This window comes from Streptomyces ambofaciens ATCC 23877 (assembly GCF_001267885.1).
GTDB lineage: Bacteria > Actinomycetota > Actinomycetes > Streptomycetales > Streptomycetaceae > Streptomyces > Streptomyces ambofaciens.
Window position 1 is genome coordinate 2,383,510 of sequence record NZ_CP012382.1, and the last position, 13,141, is coordinate 2,396,650.

At 73.2% G+C, this 13,141-nt stretch carries 13 protein-coding genes; 10 read left to right on the plus strand and 3 right to left on the minus strand.

Going from position 1 to position 13,141, the window contains the following annotated elements; genetic code table 11:
• Positions 1-43 precede the first annotated feature (43 nt).
• Together SAM23877_RS10740 and SAM23877_RS10745 are read left to right on the plus strand one after the other, a co-directional pair.
• The gene (locus SAM23877_RS10740; RefSeq protein WP_053129694.1) at positions 44-976 is read left to right on the plus strand and encodes a TIGR01777 family oxidoreductase; all 933 of its coding nucleotides are present in this window, start codon (positions 44-46) and stop codon (positions 974-976) included.
• A 356-nt stretch (positions 977-1,332) separates the two neighbouring features.
• Positions 1,333-2,736, plus strand: coding sequence for an NAD(P)/FAD-dependent oxidoreductase (locus tag SAM23877_RS10745; RefSeq protein ID WP_053129697.1), 1,404 nt, complete (start codon positions 1,333-1,335; stop codon positions 2,734-2,736).
• 501 nt (positions 2,737-3,237) lie between these two features.
• On the opposite strand, the gene SAM23877_RS10750 is transcribed toward SAM23877_RS10745, so the two are convergent.
• Positions 3,238-4,701, minus strand: a complete 1,464-nt coding sequence (locus SAM23877_RS10750; protein ID WP_053129700.1) for an NsdA family TPR-like regulatory protein — start codon at positions 4,699-4,701, stop codon at positions 3,238-3,240.
• Positions 4,702-4,937: 236 nt separating this feature from the next.
• On the opposite strand from SAM23877_RS10750, the gene lipB reads away from it, so the two are divergent.
• From lipB to SAM23877_RS10770, 4 genes are all read left to right on the plus strand, one after another.
• Positions 4,938-5,735: a lipoyl(octanoyl) transferase LipB gene (gene lipB, locus SAM23877_RS10755; RefSeq protein WP_053129703.1), complete on the plus strand. Its 798-nt coding sequence runs from the start codon at positions 4,938-4,940 to the stop codon at positions 5,733-5,735.
• A gap of 191 nt (positions 5,736-5,926) precedes the next feature.
• Positions 5,927-6,880: a lipoyl synthase gene (gene lipA / locus SAM23877_RS10760; protein ID WP_053129706.1), complete on the plus strand. Its 954-nt coding sequence runs from the start codon at positions 5,927-5,929 to the stop codon at positions 6,878-6,880.
• A 256-nt stretch (positions 6,881-7,136) separates the two neighbouring features.
• The gene (locus SAM23877_RS10765; protein WP_053129709.1) at positions 7,137-7,337 is read left to right on the plus strand and encodes an SCO2195 family GlnR-regulated protein; all 201 of its coding nucleotides are present in this window, start codon (positions 7,137-7,139) and stop codon (positions 7,335-7,337) included.
• Positions 7,338-7,418: 81 nt separating this feature from the next.
• A complete protein-coding gene (locus SAM23877_RS10770) occupies positions 7,419-8,123 on the plus strand; it encodes a DUF4191 domain-containing protein (protein ID WP_053129711.1) in 705 nt (234 codons plus the stop codon).
• A gap of 142 nt (positions 8,124-8,265) precedes the next feature.
• Here the strand turns inward: SAM23877_RS10770 and SAM23877_RS10775 are convergent, their stop codons facing one another.
• Positions 8,266-8,733 (minus strand): RDD family protein, encoded by a 468-nt coding sequence (locus SAM23877_RS10775; RefSeq protein WP_053129714.1) that lies wholly within the window; start codon positions 8,731-8,733, stop codon positions 8,266-8,268.
• Positions 8,734-8,986: 253 nt separating this feature from the next.
• On the opposite strand from SAM23877_RS10775, the gene glnA reads away from it, so the two are divergent.
• The 3 genes from glnA to SAM23877_RS10790 all read left to right on the plus strand — a co-directional run bounded on the left by glnA (position 8,987) and on the right by SAM23877_RS10790 (position 12,113).
• Positions 8,987-10,396 carry a type I glutamate--ammonia ligase gene (gene glnA / locus SAM23877_RS10780; protein WP_053129717.1) on the plus strand — a complete coding sequence of 470 codons (1,410 nt, stop codon included), beginning with the start codon at positions 8,987-8,989 and terminating at the stop codon, positions 10,394-10,396.
• A 161-nt stretch (positions 10,397-10,557) separates the two neighbouring features.
• Positions 10,558-10,818: an SCO2583/SCO2584 N-terminal domain-containing protein gene (locus SAM23877_RS10785; protein WP_053129720.1), complete on the plus strand. Its 261-nt coding sequence runs from the start codon at positions 10,558-10,560 to the stop codon at positions 10,816-10,818.
• 110 nt (positions 10,819-10,928) lie between these two features.
• Positions 10,929-12,113: a winged helix DNA-binding domain-containing protein gene (locus tag SAM23877_RS10790; RefSeq protein ID WP_053129723.1), complete on the plus strand. Its 1,185-nt coding sequence runs from the start codon at positions 10,929-10,931 to the stop codon at positions 12,111-12,113.
• 80 nt (positions 12,114-12,193) lie between these two features.
• Here SAM23877_RS10790 and SAM23877_RS10795 read toward each other — a convergent pair whose 3' ends face one another.
• Positions 12,194-12,508, minus strand: a complete 315-nt coding sequence (locus SAM23877_RS10795; protein ID WP_053142357.1) for a hypothetical protein — start codon at positions 12,506-12,508, stop codon at positions 12,194-12,196.
• A 174-nt stretch (positions 12,509-12,682) separates the two neighbouring features.
• Here SAM23877_RS10795 and SAM23877_RS10800 point away from each other — a divergent pair, with 174 nt between their 5' ends.
• The gene (locus SAM23877_RS10800; protein ID WP_053129726.1) at positions 12,683-13,042 is read left to right on the plus strand and encodes an arsenate reductase family protein; all 360 of its coding nucleotides are present in this window, start codon (positions 12,683-12,685) and stop codon (positions 13,040-13,042) included.
• The last annotated feature ends 99 nt before the right edge of the window (positions 13,043-13,141 follow it).

A 13,141-nucleotide genomic window follows, 5' to 3' on the forward strand; every position in this document is an offset into this window, starting at 1 on the left:
GCCCGGTCCGGCGTTTTCCGGGGCGCCGGGGCAGGATGGTCGCATGGACGGTGGACGCAGGGACGGACAGCGCGGGGACCGGCGGCGCTCCCGTGTCGTGGTGGCCGGCGCGTCCGGCCTCATCGGCGGTGCGCTGGCGCGGTCGCTGACCGCGGACGGGCACGAGGTGGTGCGTCTGGTGCGGCACGCGCCCCGGGCCGCGGACGAGGTCCGGTGGGACCCGGAGGGCGGACGCGTGGACGCGGCCGGGCTCGCCGGGTGCGACGCCGTGGTCAATCTGGCCGGGGCCGGGGTGGGCGACCGCCGCTGGACCGACGCGTACAAGACCCGCATCCGCAGCAGCCGGGTGCACGGCACGACGGCGCTCGCGGAGGCCGTCGCCTCACTGGACCGGCCCCCGCGGGTCTTCGTGAACGGCAGCGCGATCGGCTACTACGGCGAGACCGGTGACCGGCCCGTCGACGAGGACGCGCCCGCGGGAGAGGGCTTCCTGCCGTCCCTGTGCGTCGAGTGGGAGGCCGCCGCGGCTCCCGCCCGGCACGCGGGCGTGCGGACGGTCCTCGTCCGCACGGGGCTGGTCGTGTCCCGGCAGGGCGGCGCCTGGGGGCGGCTCTTCCCGCTGTTCCGGGCCGGACTCGGCGGGCGGCTGGGCGACGGGTCCCAGTACTGGTCCTTCGTGGCGCTGCACGACGAGGTGGCGGCGATCCGGCACCTCCTGGACCGCGACGACCTGTCCGGCCCCTTCAACCTGACCGCCCCGCATCCGCTGACGAACCGTGAGATCACCGCGGCCATGGGGCGCGTGCTGCACCGTCCCGCCCCCTTCGCCGTGCCCGCGCCGGTCCTGCGCGCGGCGCTCGGCGAGATGTCCGGCGACGTCCTGGGCAGCGCCCGGGTCCTCCCGGCCCGGCTGCTGGAATCAGGCTTCCGCTTCGCCTTCCCGGAGATCGACGGGGCGATCCGGGCCGCACTGTGAGGTGAGGTGAGGTGAGGGGCGTGCGGCACGGCCGGGCCCGCGGGTGCCGGCCGTGCCGCCGACCCCACGCGCGCGTGGTGGCGCCGGGCGCGCGCCATGGTGCCGCGTCCCGTTCGGTTCCGACCGCACGAGCGTCTGCGTTCCGTTTCCGACCGCACGAGCGTCGCGTCCCGACCGGATGGCGGCCGCACGCCGGTCGTACGGCGCCCGCATGCGACCGCCGTGCGACCGTGCCCTGCCCCCGTGCGACTCCCCCCGACCGTCGTGAGCCCTAACCTCGAATCGAACTCGGGTATCCCTCAAGGCGGTTGGGGGCATGACGTCTCCAGCGGCCGCGCAACCTCGAGGAGGGGCACGTGCTTGAGCCCGCGTACCAGGCGGACGTCGTCGTCGTGGGGGCCGGAATCGCCGGACTCGCCGCGGCGCATCGGCTGACCAGCGCAGGAGTGACGACCACGGTCCTGGAGGCCGCCCACGCGGTGGGCGGCCGGATGGCGACGGAGAAGGTCGACGGCTTCCGGCTCGACAGAATCGGACAGCTGCTGTCCACGGCCTGTCCCGAACTGCGCCGCACCCCCGGGCTGGACGGCCTCGCTCTGCTGCCCTTCGCCCCCGGGGTCCTGCTGCACAGCGAGGGCCGTCACCATCGCGCGGGCGCCCCGGCGGGCACACGGAGCGCGAGGAGCGCACTCCACGCCGTGCGCGCCCTCGCGAGCGCCCCCCGCGCGATTCCCGCGCCCCGGCGCCCGCTCTCCGCGGCCGGGTCCCCCGGGCGGTCCGCACCGGCGCCGCGCCCCCGCGTGGGCGCCCCACTCGGCACCCCCGTCGACCAGGCCCGGCTCGGCGCCGCGCTGACCCGTCTCGCGAGCACCCCCGCCGAACGGCTGCTGGCCCGCCCCGAGCTCTCCGCGGCCCGGGCGCTGGCGGTCCGCGGGCTGCCGGTTCGCACGATCGACGGCTTCCTGCGCCCCCTGCTCGCCGCCCTGCTGAGCGACCCGGACCTGACCACCTCCAGCCGGTGCGCCGACCTCGCCCTGCGCTCCTTCGCCGGCGGGCGGCTCGCGCTGCCCGCCGGTGGCGCGGAGGCGCTGCCCGAGCTGCTGGCGCGGGTCCTGCCGCCGGGCACGGTGCGCACGGGCGTCCGGGTCACCTCGGTCGCCACCAACGCCGTGACCACCGCCGAACACGGTGTCATCCGCTGCCGGGCCGTCCTGGTGGCGACCGACGCCCGCGCCGCGGGCGAGTTGCTGCCCGGCCTGCGGGTGCCGGCCTTCCACCCGGTGACGGTGGTGCACCACACGACGGACGAACCACCGGCGACCGGCGCGTCCCTCCTGCTCGACGCGGACCGCGGCGGGCCGGTCGCCCACACGGCCGTGTCCAGTCACGTGGACCCGTCCCGCGCGCCGGCGGGGCGCACCCTCGTCTCGTCGACGGTCCTCGGGCCGCTCCCGCCCGACGTCGACACGGCCGTGCGCCTCCACCTCTCCCGCCTCTACGGCACCTCCACCACCCGCTGGGAGACCCTCGCCGTGCACCACACGCCGGAGGCGGTCCCCGCGATGCGCCCACCGCACGACCTGCGCAGGCCGGTACGACTGCTGGCCGGCCTGTACGTGTGCGGCGACCACCGCGACACCAGCACCGTCCAGGGGGCCCTGCACTCCGGCCACCGGGCCTCCTCGGCGATCCTGTCGGACCTGGGGGCGGGGCGGCCGATGCACGCCGCGGAGCCCGTGCCGACGGCCCGCGCCGCGTAGGCGCCGCCCGGGCGGCGGGCACCGTGTCGGCCGTCGGCCCGCGCGAGGGCGTCGTCGCCGGGCGGGCGACACCGACCGACGCGGCCCGAGCCCCGTCGCCGCCGACCGCCACGGGGCCGGGGTCTGGTCGCCGGCCGGCCGCCGGAGGCCGCCGACCGCCACAGGGCCTGGTCCCATCGCCGCCGACCGCCACGAAGCCAGGTCCCGTCGCCGGACGGCCGCCACGGGGCCGGGTCCCATCGCCGCCTACCGCCACGGGGCCGGGTCCCGTCGCCACCGACCGCCGCGGGGCCGGGTCTGGTCGCCGGCCGGCCGCCGGACACCGTCCCCGTCGTCGTCCGGCGCTCCGGGACCGTCCGGCGGACCGGCACCGCCGCGGCCTCCCCCACCACGTCCACCCGGCCGGCCACGGCCCACGTCCTCGTCCGGTCGGCCCCCGATCCGAACGGCGAGGAGCTGGTCACCCCGGGTCCGCCTCGGCAACCGCCGAGGGCCCGGGTCCTAGCCCAGCGCCGCCACCTTGTCGCGGTAGCCCCGCACCGGTGCCGCGTCCCGGTACGGCTCCAGGCGCCGTTCGAAGTCGCGGACGTACTCCACCGCCCGCACCGACCGCATCTCGGCCGCCTGCCCGGCCGCCTCGGCGGCCAGCTGGCAGGCCTGGTCGAGCTCACCGAGGCCGAGGCGGGCGGTGGCGAGCACGACCCGGCAGAACAGCCGGCTGCGGGCGTAGGCGGGGGCCCGCAGGAGCAGCGAGCGCTCCGCGTACTGGGCGGCGGCGCGGAACTGCTGGAGGTCGCGGTGGCAGTGCCCGAACTCGTCGGCGAGCTGCGCCTCGTCGAAGAAGCGCGCCCAGTGCGGCACCTCGTCGCCGGGCCGGGCGGCCTCCAGGGCGCGTTCGGCCCGGACCAGTGAGGCCGTGCACGCCCGCACCTCGCCGAGCACCCCGTGCGCCCGCGCCTCGGCGGCGTGCAGCAGCGTCTGCACCACGGGCGGCGCGGAGGTCCCCACCCCCTGCTGCGCCACCCTGGCCAGCTGGACCGCCTCGCGCCCGTGGCCCAGGTAGACGGCCTGACGGCTCATGGTGACCAGCACGTACGAGCCGTACGCCCGGTCCCCCGCCGCCTGCGCGAGCCGCAGCGCCTGGACGAAGTAGCGCTGGGCGAGGCCGTGCGCGGCGATGTCGTACGAGGTCCAGCCCGCGAGCCGGGTCAGGTCGGCGGCGGCGGCGAACAGCCGTCGGCCGGTCTGCTCGCCGTAGGTGCCGCGCAGCATCGGCTCCAGCTCGTGCTCCAGATAGCGCACCAGGGCCTGGCGGGCGTGTCCGCCGCCGTACCGGTCGTCCAGGCTGCGGAACAGCTCGCCGACCGAGCGCAGCGCGGCGAGGTCGCCGCCGGTGACCTTCTGGCCGGGGCCGCGCTCGGCCGGGGCGCGCCGGCGGTCCGGGTCGAGCGGGACGGGCACCCTGGGCATCGCCGGACGGCCCTGCGCGGGAATCCGGACGGGCACCTCGACGCGGGCCACCTTCTCGTCGGCGCGGCCGATCAGCCAGTCCCTGCTGGGCACGACGAGGCCCGCCGGGGTGAAGGCGATCTTGCGGAGCTCGGCGTGACTGCCGGAGTCCTTGCGCCACAGTCCGCCGACGATGTCGACGGCCTCGTCCGGGGTGGCCGCGAACTCCAGCCCCGCGTAGACGGGCGCGCAGGCGTCCAGACCGAGGTCCTGGGCGCTGAGGCGGCGGCCGAGGCGCCGGGTGAAGACCTCGGCGATCAGGGCCGGGGTGGTGCCGCGGGGCTGCTGGCCGCGCAGCCACCGGGTGACGGACGTCTTGTCGTATCTCAGGTCCAGGCCGTGTTCGAGTCCGAGCTGGTCGACGCGACGCGCGAGACCCGCGTTCGAGAACCCCGCTTCGGCGATGAGCGCGGCGAGCTGGCGGTTGGGGGTGCGCTGCGCGGGTCGTTCCGTCATGGTGCGGTGCGGTCTCCTGCCTTCCGGGCCGTTCGATGTGCCCGGAGCGCCTGTGAGCAGCCCTTATGGCCTCGTGAACGGCGTGAATGTAGCGGAGAGTAAACACCCGATCGCACAGTTCCACCGGCATTCATCCGATCGTGTGAGGAACGCCCGCCCGGCTGACGACGCGCGGGCGGTCGTACAGTGGCGTGGGCACCCTTCGTGCCTTACGACCTTCCAGGGAGGCACTTGCCGTGAGTGAGCTGCGGTTCGTCCGAATGGGGTTCGGTGCCGAGCGCGTCGACTACCAGGAGGCGTGGGACGAGCAGCGCCGGGTGCACGCCGCGCGGTTCGCCGACGAGGTCCCCGACACGGTGCTGCTCCTCGAACACCCGCCGGTGTACACCGCCGGCCGGCGCACCACGGACAGCGAGCGCCCGCTGGACGGCACGCCGGTCGTCGACGTGGACCGCGGCGGGAAGATCACCTGGCACGGTCCGGGCCAGCTGGTCGGCTACCCGATCCAGAAGCTCCCGCGCCCGGTGGACGTGGTGGCGCACGTACGGCGGCTGGAGGAGGCCCTGATCCGCACCTGCGCGGAGTTCGGCCTCGAGACCACCCGGGTCGAGGGCCGCAGCGGGGTCTGGGTCCTCGGCGACCCGGTCGCACAGCGCCCGGCGCTCGGCGGCCTCTCCCTGGACTTCGACCCCCGGCTGACCGACGAGGAGTTCGACCCCCGGCTGAACGGGCCCGAGTACGCCCCGTCCAACGCGGGCCAGCGCCGCGAGGACCGCAAGATCGCGGCGATCGGCATCCGGGTGGCCAAGGGCGTCACCATGCACGGCTTCGCCCTGAACGTGAACCCGGACAACAAGTGGTTCGACAGGATCATCCCCTGCGGCATCCGCGACGCGGGCGTCGCCTCGCTCGCGAACGAGCTGGGCCGGGACGTCACCATCGAGGAAGTGCTGCCGGTGGCCGAGCGCCATCTGCGCGACGTCCTGGAGAACGCCGAACTCAGGCCGCGGGTGATCGAGAAGACGCCGGCCTGAAGCCCGCGCAGCGCTGTTCCGGCCCGCGCGGCATAAATCCGGCCCGTCCGGCGTTTGAGGACGAGGCCGTTCAGGCCGGAGCGGGGGCCTGGGGGCGCAGCCCCCCAGCGAGGCCAGCACCCTCGCCGGGCATTCAAAACCACGGGCGTACGCTTGAAGACGCCGAAGAATCAAACGCTAGGGAGCCGGTCGTGTCCGCAGTCGCACCCGACGGACGCAAGATGCTGCGCCTGGAGGTCCGCAACAGCCAGACCCCCATCGAGCGCAAGCCCGAGTGGATCAAGACCCGGGCGAAAATGGGCCCCGAGTACACGAAGATGCAGAACCTCGTGAAGAGCGAGGGCCTGCACACGGTCTGCCAGGAAGCCGGCTGTCCGAACATCTACGAGTGCTGGGAGGACCGCGAGGCGACCTTCCTCATCGGCGGCGACCAGTGCACGCGGCGCTGTGACTTCTGCCAGATCGACACCGGCAAGCCCGAGGCGCTCGACCGCGACGAGCCGCGCCGGGTCGGCGAGTCCGTGGTCACGATGGACCTGAACTACGCCACCATCACCGGCGTCGCCCGTGACGACCTCCCCGACGGCGGCGCCTGGCTGTACGCCGAGACGGTGCGCCAGATCCACCAGCAGACGGCGGACCGCGAGGCCGGCCGTACCAAGGTCGAGCTGCTCGCCCCCGACTTCAACGCGGTGCCGGAACTCCTCCGTGAGGTCTTCGCCTCCCGTCCCGAGGTCTTCGCGCACAACGTCGAGACGGTCCCCCGCATCTTCAAGCGGATTCGCCCCGGCTTCCGCTACGAGCGCTCCCTGAAGGTCATCACCGACGCCCGCGACTACGGCCTGGTCACCAAGTCCAACCTGATCCTCGGCATGGGCGAGACCCGCGAGGAGATCAGCGAGGCGCTGAAGCAGCTGCACGAGGCCGGCTGCGAGCTGATCACCATCACGCAGTACCTGCGCCCGTCCGTGCGCCACCACCCCGTCGAGCGCTGGGTGAAGCCGCACGAGTTCGTGGAGCTGAAGGAGGAGGCCGAGCAGATCGGCTTCTCCGGCGTCATGTCCGGCCCGCTGGTGCGCTCCTCCTACCGCGCCGGGCGGCTGTACCAGATGGCCATGGAGCAGCGTCAGGGCGCCGCGGTCTGACCGAGGCGCACGGACGGCGTGTGAATTCACGCACAAGCACCTACTGGCCAGTAGTGGCCGAGACGCCGCGGTCCCGACCGTCCTCGCAGTTGAGGACACCGGTCGGGGCCGCGCCGCCGTCGCGGCCCTGGGCATCGAGGCTTCATGTCCGTTTGACCGGCGGGTCACGCCCTGGTAACACCAAACAGTGACCCTGGAATCACACCACGTACACCCGTCTCCGTGCCCGGAGCCGTACCGAGGGGGGACCTCCACGATGCAGGCCGCGCCCGTCCGCGCCACCGCCATCCCGTCGTTCACCACCGCCCTGCGGGCCGTCGAGTCGCTGCTGATGAGCAGCGGCCAGCGCACCGCGCGGCGCAACGCCTGGACCTCCGTGCTGGAGGACCGCCGCCGCGCCAAGGACCGGATCGAGACGGAGCGGGTGCTGGGGCAGACCGTCTCCGGCCGCTCCTGATCCCGGCCCCGCCGCCGTCCCGCCCGCCCGTGCCGGGCACTGCCGTCGTCGGCGCTTTCGGGGGCACGTAGACTTCGTGCCATGGCGAGGAAGGAACCTGCAGCGGACGCTGCGAATCCCGGGCGACTGAAGCAGATCGCTCTGACCTACAAGATGACCCGCAAGGCCGACAAGAAGATCGGTCTTGTGCTCGCGGGTGTCGGCATCGTCGTCTTCGGTGTCCTCCTCGCGATCGGTTTCCTGATCGGTCACCCCATCTATCTCGGCATCCTGGGCGTGCTGCTCGCCTTCCTCGCGACGGCGATCGTCTTCGGGCGCCGGGCCGAGCGGGCGGCCTTCGGTCAGATGGAGGGACAGCCGGGCGCCGCGGCGGCCGTGCTGGACAACATCGGCCGGGGCTGGACGACGACCCCCGCGGTGGCGATGAACCGCAACCAGGACGTCGTGCACCGCGCGGTCGGCAAGGCCGGCATCGTGCTGGTGGCGGAGGGCAACCCGAACCGGGTGAAGACCCTGCTCGCGGCCGAGAAGCGGAAGATGAACCGCATCGTCGCCGACGTGCCCGTGCACGACCTGGTCGTGGGCACCGGTGAGGGCCAGGTCGAGCTGAAGAAGCTGCGCACGACCATGCTCAAGCTTCCCCGCGTCCTGTCCGGTCCGCAGGTCACCGTGACCAACGACCGGCTGCGCGCCCTGGGCGACCTGATGAGCAACATGCCGCTGCCCAAGGGCCCGATGCCGAAGGGCATGCGCATGCCGAAGGGTGGCAACCCCAGGGGTCGCTGACCCTCAGTACCTCGCAGGACCTCGCAAGAGCTCGTAGGACGACTCCGCGACGCCGGTACGGCGATGGGGGCGGCCGGATCACTCCGGCCGCCCCCATCGCCGTACCGCGCGCGTGCCGCCGTGCCGCGACCCGCGCGCCGCGTCAGATCCGTACCTCCACGGTGCGCGCCAGCCGGTCGTGCAGGCCCCGGCCGTCGCGGTCCCAGACCAGCGCCGGCAGGGCGAGGCACAGCAGCACCGAGCGCAGCAGGGCGCGCAGGGGGCTCGGGCGGCCCGTGGCGAGATCGAGGACGCGCAGCCCGAACAGGCGCTTGCCCGGGGTGAAGCCGACCGTGCCGACGGTGAGCACGCTCAGCACGAAGAAGATCAGCAGGGCCCAGTTGCCGGTCACATGGTCGTAGCCGTCCGTGATCAGGCCGTATGCGATCAGGAGGCACAGGGCCCAGTCGACGGCCATCGCGCCGATCCGCCGGCCCGGACGGGCGATCGAGCCCGGTCCCTCCTCCGGCAGACCGAGCTGCTCACCCCGGTACCCGAGATCGGCGCCGGCCTCTTCGATGGCCGCGCGCGGCCCGGAAAGCCACGATCCGATTGCTTGCCTGTTGTCCACCCGTCCACGGTACTGCGCCCGTATATGACCTACGGACGGAGGGGGCGTGAAGGGTGCGCCGAGGGGCAGACGGCGGGGGTGTGCCGGGCGCGGAGGAGGCCTAGGCTGGAACGGAGCCGGTTAACTTCTGCGAAACAAATGGGTCACGCCCGAGAAATCACCCGTCCCTAGGGTCGACGAAGCGTGTGCCACCCGCACTGGCCGCACGAACGATTACCACCCCGGCGGGACGGTCGGGAGTAGGAGGAGCTGGATGTTCCAGAACGCCGACGAGGCCAAGAAGTACATCGCCGACGAGGACGTCAAGTTCGTCGACGTCCGGTTCTGCGACCTGCCGGGCGTCATGCAGCACTTCACGTTGCCCGCCGCGGCGTTCGACCCCGACGACGAGCAGGCCTTCGACGGCTCCTCGATCCGCGGCTTCCAGGCCATCCACGAGTCGGACATGTCCCTGCGCCCCGACCTGTCGACCGCGCGCGTCGACCCGTTCCGCCGGGACAAGACCCTCAACATCAACTTCTTCATCCACGACCCGATCACGGGCGAGCAGTACTCCCGCGACCCGCGGAACGTGGCGAAGAAGGCCGAGGCCTACCTCGCCTCCACGGGCATCGCCGACACGGCGTTCTTCGGCCCGGAGGCGGAGTTCTACGTCTTCGACTCCGTCCGCTTCGCCACCAGCGCGAACGAGTCCTTCTACCACATCGACTCCGAGGCCGGCGCCTGGAACACCGGTGCGCTGGAGGACAACCGCGGTTACAAGGTCCGCTACAAGGGCGGTTACTTCCCGGTCCCGCCGGTCGACCACTTCGCCGACCTGCGCGCCGAGATCTCCCTGGAGCTGGAGCGGTCCGGCCTCCAGGTCGAGCGCCAGCACCACGAGGTGGGCACCGCCGGCCAGGCGGAGATCAACTACAAGTTCAACACGCTGCTCGCGGCCGCCGACGACCTCCAGCTCTTCAAGTACATCGTGAAGAACGTGGCGTGGAAGAACGGCAAGACGGCGACCTTCATGCCGAAGCCGATCTTCGGTGACAACGGCTCGGGCATGCACGTCCACCAGTCGCTGTGGTCGGGCGGCGAGCCGCTCTTCTACGACGAGCAGGGCTACGCCGGCCTGTCGGACACCGCCCGCTACTACATCGGCGGCATCCTCAAGCACGCCCCGTCGCTGCTGGCCTTCACCAACCCGACGGTGAACTCGTACCACCGCCTGGTGCCGGGCTTCGAGGCGCCGGTGAACCTGGTGTACTCGCAGCGCAACCGCTCGGCCGCGATGCGCATCCCGATCACGGGCTCGAACCCGAAGGCCAAGCGCGTCGAGTTCCGCGCGCCGGACGCCTCCGGCAACCCGTACCTGGCCTTCTCGGCCCTGCTGCTCGCGGGCCTGGACGGCATCAAGAACAAGATCGAGCCGGCCGAGCCGATCGACAAGGACCTCTACGAGCTGGCTCCCGAGGAGCACGCCAACGTGGCGCAGGTCCCGACCTCCCTCGGCGCGGTCCTGGACCGCCTGGAGGCCGACCACGAGTTCCTCCTCCAGGGCGACGTCTTCACGCCGGACCTGATCGAGACGTGGATCGACTTCAAGCGGGCGAACGAGATCGCCCCGCTGCAGCTGCGTCCGCACCCGCACGAGTTCGAGATGTACTTCGACGTGTGATCGACGCCCGGCCCGGTCCGGATCGTCCGGCGCCCCCGTCTCCTGTCCGTCAGGGGGCGGGGGCGCCGTCGTCGGCCGGAAACCGTCCCGGGGGAAACCCGGCCCGGGATCATGGATACTGACACGGTTGTTCGAGTCAGGGGACGGGGAGAGGACCGAGCATGTCCGAACGGGACGACCAGGAACGCGAGTTCGACCTCAAGTGGGCGGACGGCGCCGAGCACAAGGAACCGTCCGCGCGGGCCCGGATGCTCGCCGCGCGCTGGAAGGAGAACCCTCCCGGACCGGTCCCCTTCCGCGCCGATCCCGAGCACGTGGGGTCCGGGCGCCGGTCCTCGTGGGTGTCCACCGCCGTGGTGCTGGGCTGCGTGGCGGCGGTGATCGTCCTGCTGGGGTACGTCAACTTCCGGGGGGCCTACTAGGCGCCGGGGCGGTCTGGGCGCCGGGGCGGTGACCGGCACGGCCCGGGTCTGTCAGTGGTGTCGGGCAGGATGGCCGTACCGAGGACGCGACGGGTCGGGCGGAGGCCGGTATGGGTGACGGACGGCGGTACATCGGGACGGCGGAGCGGCGGGACCGGCTCGCGCTCCGGCAGCGGCTGGCGGTCCGGTCGCGGGCGGAGAGCCCGGAGGAGGTCGCCGGTTCGCTGGTCGCGCTGCACGGCACGGACCCCGCGACGGTGCACCTGGCCGTGGGCGCGCGGCTCGCGGACGCGGCGAAGACCGTGAGCGGGACCGAACGGGCGCTGTACGAGGACGGGACGCTGGTCCGGATGCACGGCATGCGGCACACCGTGTTCGTCTTCCCGACGGAGCTGACCGCGGTCGTCCACGCCTCGACCGGCCGCACCGTCGCCGCCCGGGAGCGGGCCGCACTGCTCAAGAGCATGGCGGATGCCGGGGCCCCGGACGCGGCCTGGCTGGCGGAGGTCGAGGAGTCGACGCTGGCCGCGCTGGCCCGGCGCGGCCAGGCGACGGCGGCCGAACTGGCCAGGGACGAACCTCGGCTGAGGGAGCAGTTCCGGTACGCGGCCGGGAAGAGCTACGAGGGTGTGCACACCGTCTCCACCCGGCTGCTCAAGGTGCTGGGCGTGGAGGGCAAGGTCGTCCGGGGCCGGCCGCTGGGCTCCTGGACCTCCAGCCAGTTCCGCTGGGCGCCGGCGCCCGAGCATCCCGAACTGGACACGGCGACGGCGCAGGGGGAACTGCTGCGCCGGTGGCTGGCGGCGTGCGGGCCGGCCACCGAGGACGACCTGAAGTGGTGGACGGGGTGGCGGGTGACGGAGGTGCGCCGGGCGCTGACCGCGATCGACGCGGAGGCGGTGGAACTGGACGAGGGCACGGGCTACGTCGTCGCCGGCGACGCCGGCCCGGTCGCCGGGCCCGCGGAGCCGTGGGCGGCCCTGCTCCCCGGGCTGGATCCGACGGCGATGGGCTGGCGGCAGCGGGACTGGTACCTCGCGCCCGGGCTGCGACCGCAGCTCTTCGACCGCAGCGGCAACGTCGGCCCCACGGTGTGGTGGAACGGCCGGGTGATCGGCGGCTGGGCCCAGCGCGCCGACGGTGAGATCGTCTGGCGGGTGCTGGACGGCGAGGGGGTGGGCCGCGAGGCGGAGACCGCGCTCGCGGCCGAGGCGGAGCGACTGGCGTCCTGGATGGGACCGACACGGGTGACTCCGCGGTTCCGGACGCCGCTGGAGCGGGAGTTGTCCGCCTAGGGCGGCCTGGACGCGGCGGCCCTCGCGACGGACACGGTGACGCCGGGCACCCGGGACGAGGACCGGGTGCCCGGCAAGGCTCACCGCGAGTACCGCATGAACGCGCGCACCATGTGGCACGTCGTGTCCGACGGCGGGTGGACGCCGATGGTCTGCGCGGCCCTCCGTATCCTCTCGTTGCGCGCCTGGTTCGGCAGGTAGACGCCGGAGTCGAGCAGGGCGATGGCGAGGCGCATCGCCTTGAGCCGGCGGTTGTGCGAGACGTACCACTCGCGGGGGCGGCCCGCCGGCAGCGGACGCTTCTCCACGGGTTCGTACGGCAGGTCGAGCAGGACGGGCCGCTTGGCGGTGGACTGGGTGGGCAACGGCTTCGGCTTCAGTGCGGCAGCGGGCACGGGCATCCTCCTGTCGCGGTCAGGGCGCCGTCCGGACCTCCCGGCGACACCCTCGAACACTGCTTCTATTTTACCGCCCCCCACTGACAAAAGCCCCTGGCCACAAGGGCTTTCGGGGTCGCTGTGACCCACGGGGCGAACGGGTTCTCGCGCCCCCGGGCTACCGTGTGCGGCATGGAGATCTGGATCAACCCGGCCTGTTCCAAGTGCCGCAGCGCGGTCGGCCTGCTCGACGCCGAGGGCGCCGACTACACGGTCCGCCGCTACCTGGAGGACGTACCGAGCGAGGACGAGATCCGCGAGGTGCTCACCCGCCTCGGACTCGAACCGTGGGACATCACCCGCACCCAGGAGGCCGCCGCCAAGGAACTGGGCCTGAAGGACTGGCCGCGTGACGAGGCGTCACGCGCGCGCTGGGTCACGGCCCTCGCCGAACACCCGAAGCTGATCCAGCGTCCGATCATCACGGCGGACGACGGGACGGCCGTCGTGGGCCGCACCGACGAGGCGGTTCGGGACGCCCTGTCCCGTTAGAGCACGAGGAAGGCTGACTGTGACGCAGGTTACTCGCGCGTACCCAGTCGGCCGCTGAGCAACTCCGTTCGGTATCTCGTACATAGCGGCGTACGCTCC